The sequence below is a fragment of the Marinobacterium profundum genome, from assembly GCF_001528745.1.
GTDB lineage: Bacteria > Pseudomonadota > Gammaproteobacteria > Pseudomonadales > Balneatricaceae > Marinobacterium_A > Marinobacterium_A profundum.
In genome coordinates this window covers 1-3,415 of the sequence record NZ_BCNS01000179.1, presented here as the reverse complement: position 1 = coordinate 3,415, position 3,415 = coordinate 1, and the positions used below count along the sequence as shown (strand labels likewise).

The 3,415-nt window shown below is 59.7% G+C and carries 3 protein-coding genes and 1 pseudogene; 3 read left to right on the top strand and 1 reads right to left on the bottom strand.

Annotation, left to right across the window (positions count from 1 at the left end):
* Nucleotides 1-188 precede the first annotated feature (188 nt).
* The 3 genes from MPRO_RS21085 (at nucleotide 189) to arsJ (ending at nucleotide 2,980) form a co-directional block, all read left to right on the top strand.
* A complete protein-coding gene (locus MPRO_RS21085; RefSeq protein ID WP_067297977.1) occupies nucleotides 189-533 on the top strand; it encodes a metalloregulator ArsR/SmtB family transcription factor in 345 nt (114 codons plus the stop codon).
* A gap of 226 nt (nucleotides 534-759) precedes the next feature.
* Nucleotides 760-1,773: an ArsJ-associated glyceraldehyde-3-phosphate dehydrogenase gene (locus tag MPRO_RS21075; protein ID WP_067297971.1), complete on the top strand. Its 1,014-nt coding sequence runs from the start codon at nucleotides 760-762 to the stop codon at nucleotides 1,771-1,773.
* A gap of 1 nt (nucleotide 1,774) precedes the next feature.
* Complete coding sequence (gene arsJ, locus MPRO_RS21070) at nucleotides 1,775-2,980, top strand: organoarsenical effux MFS transporter ArsJ (protein ID WP_067297967.1); 1,206 nt, start codon at nucleotides 1,775-1,777, stop codon at nucleotides 2,978-2,980.
* Nucleotides 2,981-3,103: 123 nt separating this feature from the next.
* Here the strand turns inward: arsJ and MPRO_RS21065 are convergent.
* Nucleotides 3,104-3,415: pseudogene (locus MPRO_RS21065) on the bottom strand (hypothetical protein); the annotation flags it as partial.

The following is a 3,415-nucleotide window of genomic DNA, read 5'->3' as shown; positions in this document are numbered from 1 at the left end:
AGAATGAAACACTACACTAGCCCCTTTCATCTGCTCTTTTCTCTCGCTCCTGTTTTTCACGTCACAAATATTTCATAAGATATATGTTATTTCATATATGCGATTAGCCATATGTTAGATATGATGCCTGCATTGAGGCATGCACCAGCTTCTGGTGCTGGTCTGCCTGCTAACCATTAAGGATAACGATGATCGATTCGCTAACGCCGACCCAGGTTTTCAAGTGTCTGGCAGATGAGACCCGTGCCCGCATGTTGCTGTTGATACAGCGTGAGCAGGAACTCTGTGTGTGCGAGCTGATCTGTGCGCTGGATGAAAGTCAGCCCAAGATATCGCGTCACCTGGCGCAGTTGCGCAAGTGTGGCTTGCTGCAAGACAGGCGCCAGGGACAATGGATCTATTACCGGCTGCATCCGGAGCTGGCTGCCTGGGTGCGGGAAGTGCTGGCCACGACCCTGGCCGCCAACCAGTCCTGGCTTGAAGTCAGCCAGCAACGTCTGGACGGCATGGGCAAGGTGAAAAGCAGGTGCTAGGTGAAGAGCAGGGGCGAGGTAAAAGCAGGTACGAGGTGCGAGGGGCGAGGTAAAAGCAGGTACGAGGTGCGAGGGGCTAGGGGCGAGGAAAAGATGGAGCAAGAGCAAGAGCAAGAGCAAGAGCAAGAGCAGTCTTCGTTTTCTTTCTGCTTGCGCTTTAATCTTGCCCCTAGCCCCTAGCCCCTAGCCCCTGCTTTTTTAATAAAAACTTAAGGTAATCAAAAACATGACCATCAAGATTGGTATTAACGGTTTTGGCCGCATGGGGCGGCTGGCGTTGCGGGCGGCCTGGGGCTGGCCGGAAGTTGAGTTCGTGCAGATCAACGATCCGGCGGGTGATGCAGCGACTCTGGCGCATCTGTTGACCTTCGATTCGATTCATGGTCGCTGGCAGCATGAAGCCGGCAGCGAGGGTGATGCCATTCTGGTGGGAGAGAAGCGCATCCGCACCAGTCGCAACAGCGCCATCGGCGAGACCGACTGGTCGGGCTGCGATCTGGTGATTGAGGCATCCGGCAAGATGAAAACCTGCGGGCTGCTGCAGGCTTATCTGGATCAGGGTGTAAAGCGGGTGCTGGTGACGGCGCCGGTGAAGGAGGCGGGTGTGCTGAATGTGGTGATGGGCGTGAACCATGACCTTTATGATCCGGCACAGCACCGCATAGTCACGGCGGCGTCCTGCACTACCAACTGCCTGGCGCCGGTGGTCAAGGTGATTCAGCAGGGGCTTGGTATTCGCCATGGCTCCATCACCACCATCCACGATCTGACCAATACCCAGACCATACTGGATGCGCCCCACAAGGATCTGCGCCGGGCACGTGCCTGCGGCACCAGCCTGATCCCGACCACCACCGGTTCCGCCACGGCCATCACCGAGATTTTTCCCGAACTCAAGGGGCGCCTGAACGGCCACGCCATCCGGGTGCCGCTCGCTAATGCCTCCATTACCGACTGTGTGTTCGAGGTCGAGCGCGCCACCACGGCGGAGGAAGTTAATGCCCTGCTTAAGCAGGCGGCCGAAAACGAACTCAAAGGCATTCTCGGCTACGAGGAGCGCCCGCTGGTGTCGGTGGATTACAAGACAGATCCGCGCTCCAGCATTATTGATGCTCTTTCGACCCTGGTGATCAACGGCACCCAGGTGAAGCTCTATGCCTGGTACGACAATGAGTGGGGTTACGCCAACCGGGTGGCGGAGCTGGCGCTCATGCTGGGCCTGCGGGATAAGGTCGCCTGACATGCTGGCCTCGCTTTCAGACGGAGTGCGTCAGTACCTGCTGGTGACGGCCAACTACTGGGCTTTCACCCTCACTGACGGCGCCCTGCGCATGCTGGTGGTGCTGCACTTCCACGCCCTGGGTTATAGCCCGTTGCAGATTGCTCTGCTGTTTCTGTTCTATGAGCTTTTCGGCGTGGTAACCAATCTGCTGGGGGGCTGGCTGGGCGCGCGCCTGGGCCTGAATCGCACCATGAATCTGGGCCTGGCGCTGCAAGTGGTGGCGCTGGCCATGCTGTTAGTGCCGACGGCCAGCCTGACGGTGGCCTGGGTGATGGCAGCCCAGGCGCTGTCGGGTATCGCCAAGGATCTGAACAAGATGAGCGCCAAGAGCGCCATCAAGCTGCTGGTGCCGGTGGAAGCCCAGGGCGCGCTCTATCGCTGGGTCGCGCTGCTGACGGGATCCAAGAATGCGCTCAAGGGCGTGGGTTTCTTTCTGGGCGGTGCCCTGCTCAGCCTGCTGGGCTTCCAGCTGGCGGTGGCTGTGATGGCGGTGATGTTGGCGCTGGTCTGGCTCGGCAGTGTTGTGCTGCTTAAGAAGGATCTGGGGCGGGCCAGGGTCAAGCCTAAATTCCGCGATCTGTTCTCCAAGAGCGCGGCGATCAACCGCTTGTCGGCGGCCCGGCTGTTTCTGTTCGGCGCCCGGGATGTCTGGTTCGTGGTGGCGCTGCCGGTGTTTCTGGCGACCTCCCTGGGTTGGGATCACTGGTCGGTTGGCAGCTTTCTGGCGCTCTGGGTTATCGGTTATGGGTTGGTGCAGTCCGTTGCGCCCTGGCTGACCGGGCGCAAGTCCGGGCAAGTGCCCGACGGGCGCAGCGCCTTTGTCTGGGCGCTGGCGCTCTCGGTGCTGCCGGCGGCAATCGCCCTGGGGCTCAATACCGGGCTGGACACCGCCACTGTGCTGCTCGGAGGCCTGATGCTGTTTGGCGTGCTCTTCGCGATAAACTCATCCCTGCATAGTTACCTGATTGTCAGTTACGCCAGTAGCGACGGCGTCTCGCTGGATGTGGGCTTTTACTACATGGCCAATGCCATGGGGCGCCTGGTCGGCACTCTGCTGTCGGGCTGGCTGTATCAAACCGCGGGCCTGGAGGCCTGCCTCTGGGTGTCGAGTCTGTTTGTTGGCTTGGCTGCATTGCTGTCTGTCGGCTTGCCGCGAAGGGGGTGAAAAGCAGGGGCTAGGTAAAAGCAGCGGCTAGAGGCTAGGGGTTAGGGGCTAGGGGCTAGGAAAAGCAGGTGCGAGGTGCGAGGTGCGGTGTTTGTCAACGTAGTTGTCGTGCCGACCATTTTGTTATGCCGCCTTATTCTGAGTCGCTTCCTGCTTCTCGGGGTTGAGCATCACCGTCCCTACCGGTTGCCAATTACGCGTGTTGCCTGACCAGCGTTCCGGTCGTTCAGCGCGGGCTTGCTGGTACAGCGCATCCCGCCGCGCCAGCACCTCATGATCTTCTCCGCGATGGCGCTCGGCCGGTGTGACGAAGCGGATGCGACTATGACGATGTTCGTGGTTGTACCAGCGTATGAAGTCTCTCACCCAGGCCCTGTCCCTTCTACACCTCTTCTGCTGCCGACGACCCCTCACCTCCACTCCCCCATCGTCCTG